Genomic DNA, 2,788 nt, shown 5'->3' on the forward strand with positions numbered 1-2,788 from the left:
CAAATTAAGGTTATCAGAGGAGCATCTTCTTTGTAGAAGGGTTCACTGTTTGGCAATTTGGTTTTGAGCAGGTATGTGATAAATATCATATTTTTCATGGTTTAAAAGGGTTACCTTCGCAAAGCATTTCTCCCAAACCACAGGAATACGAATTCTTAGCATAAGATTTCTTAAAGTGTTTGATGTCAATTCATTCAATGCTTTGATTGGCTATTGAATGATATTGGCATCAATACCCATCAATGAGATTACTTCTTATCCTAATTGATTTTATCAAATCCTTATCGAAAAAATCGATTTCTTAAGACCATTAGGAAAAATTATGTTTGTATTTCAATGTAATGAACTAATTAAAACAAAATATTATGTATATGAGAAAAATAGCGTTGCTTAGCTTAATGTGCTTAGCTTTTTTATGGGAGGCAAATGCACAAAAAAGCTACAATGAGGGGCAAGTAGACGGCTGGTCAGGAGCTACTAAAAAAAGCAGTACGGCCATGCGTGCCACCGGCAATTCGGAATGGTGGCCCAATCAGTTAAACCTGAGCATTTTGCGCCAAAATTCATCTTTGTCTAACCCTATGGGGCCTGACTTTGATTATGCTGAGGCTTTTAAAAGCGTAGATTATGCAGCATTGAAGGCTGATTTAGCCAAATTGATGAGTGAATCACAGGACTGGTGGCCTGCTGACCATGGGTATTATGGAGGTCTGATGATTCGAATGGCTTGGCACAGTGCTGGTACATACCGTACAGGAGATGGACGTGGAGGTTCTAGGGCTGGTCAGCAAAGGTTTGCCCCTCTAAACAGTTGGCCAGATAATGCCAACTTGGACAAAGCCAGAAGGTTGCTATGGCCCATCAAGCAGAAATACGGTAACCAAATTTCTTGGGCCGATTTGATGATTTTGGCAGGTAATGTGGCTTTGGAAGCTGCCGGTTTTGAAACCTACGGATTTGCCGGCGGAAGAGAAGACGTATGGGAACCTGAAATTGATGTGTACTGGGGTTCTGAAGGGGAGTGGCTAAGTGATGCCATGCGTTATTCAGGTGATCGTGATTTGGAAAACCCTTTGGCTGCTGTACAAATGGGATTGATTTATGTGAATCCGGAAGGGCCTAATGGAAACCCAGATCCTTTATTGGCAGCCCATGATATCAGGGAAACTTTTGGAAGAATGGGAATGAACGACGAAGAGACCGTGGCTTTGATTGCTGGAGGTCATACCCTAGGTAAAACCCATGGTGCCGGACCTGCCGACAATGTAGGGCCTGAGCCAGAGGCAGCGCCCATAGAAGAGCAGGGGTTTGGTTGGACAAGTTCTTATAAATCAGGTAAAGGTGCTGATGCAATCACTTCAGGATTGGAGGTGATTTGGACGATGACACCCAATGAGTGGAGTCAGGGATATTTTAAAAGTTTGTTTGAGCATGAGTGGGAATTGACCAAGAGCCCTGCTGGAGCTTATCAGTGGGTAGCTACCAATGCAGAGGTTTTGTACCCTGATGCTTTCGATTCTGAAAAAGGACATGCTCCGACCATGTTGACTACGGATCTTTCCATGATCTTTGATCCGGAATATGAAAAGATATCAAGAAAATTTTATGAAAATCCTGATGTCTTCAATGAAGCATTTGCGAAAGCTTGGTTCAAATTGACCCACAGAGATATGGGTCCAAGGACTACCTATATAGGTCCTGAAGCACCCACAGAAGACTTAATTTGGCAAGATCCAATCCCTGCAGTTAACCATGAATTGGTAAGTGCGCAGGATTTGGCAGCTTTAAAATCACAGCTTCTGAATTCAGGACTTTCTATCTCTGAAATGGTTTCTACTGCTTGGGCTTCTGCTTCAACCTACAGAGGTTCTGATAGAAGAGGTGGTGCCAATGGTGCCAGAATCATGTTGGCTCCTCAAAGAAATTGGGAAGTGAATAACCCTGAGCAGTTGAACAAAGTGTTGGCTGTGTATGAAAAAATCCAACAGGATTTCAATGCCCGTTCCGGAGCCAAGAAAGTCTCCATGGCAGACCTGATTGTACTTGCCGGTTCTGCTGCAGTAGAAAAAGCAGCTGCCAATGCAGGCCATAATGTAACAGTACCATTTGTAGCTGGCAGAATGGATGCAAGTGAAGCAATGACTGATGTAGAATCCTTCAAATTGCTGGAGCCTATGGCAGATGGTTTCCGTAACTACCTTAAAACAAAATATACTGTATCTACGGAGGAACTGCTAGTAGATAAGGCACAATTGCTTACTTTGACTGCACCTGAAATGACTGTATTGTTGGGAGGTATGCGTGCTTTGAATACCAATTATGATCGTTCTAACCATGGAATCTTCTCTGACAAGAAAGACATGTTGACCAATGACTTCTTCGTGAATCTTTTGGATATGCGTACAGAATGGAAGCCAGCTGATGACAGCAATGATAAGTTTGAAGGCAGAGACCGTAAAACCGGTGACTTGAAGTATACCGCTACCAGAGCGGACTTGATCTTCGGGTCCCATTCAGAACTGAGGGCTTTGGCTGAAGTATATGCCCAGGAAGACAACAAAGAGAAGTTTGTTAAAGATTTCATAGCTGCTTGGACAAAAGTAATGCATTTGGATAGGTTCGATTTGGTTAATTAATTAAGTTTTTTTTAAGTAAAATGGGAGGCTGTCTAATAAGTAGGGACAGCCTCCTTTTTTATTGTTTCAAATTGAGTACTAAATATTTATTTAAAATAATTTGGAAAAAGCCAGATCAAACAGTATTATTAAATAGTGTATGGATTTGAATC

The 2,788-nt window shown here is 41.8% G+C and carries 1 protein-coding gene; it reads left to right on the forward strand.

Annotated features, from left to right (window positions below; all coding sequences use genetic code 11):
* The first annotated feature begins 371 nt into the window (after positions 1-371).
* Complete coding sequence (gene katG, locus QZT73_RS09765; protein ID WP_291787866.1) at positions 372-2,636, forward strand: catalase/peroxidase HPI; 2,265 nt, start codon at positions 372-374, stop codon at positions 2,634-2,636.
* Positions 2,637-2,788: the final 152 nt, after the last annotated feature.

It is taken from the genome of Cecembia sp. (assembly GCF_007126775.1).
GTDB lineage: Bacteria > Bacteroidota > Bacteroidia > Cytophagales > Cyclobacteriaceae > Cecembia.

Bases quoted from the DNA above. Each gene is read 5' to 3' on its own strand.
- katG (WP_291787866.1), top strand. From the start codon at position 372: ATGAGAAAAATAGCGTTGCTTAGCTTAATGTGCTTAGCTTTTTTATGG.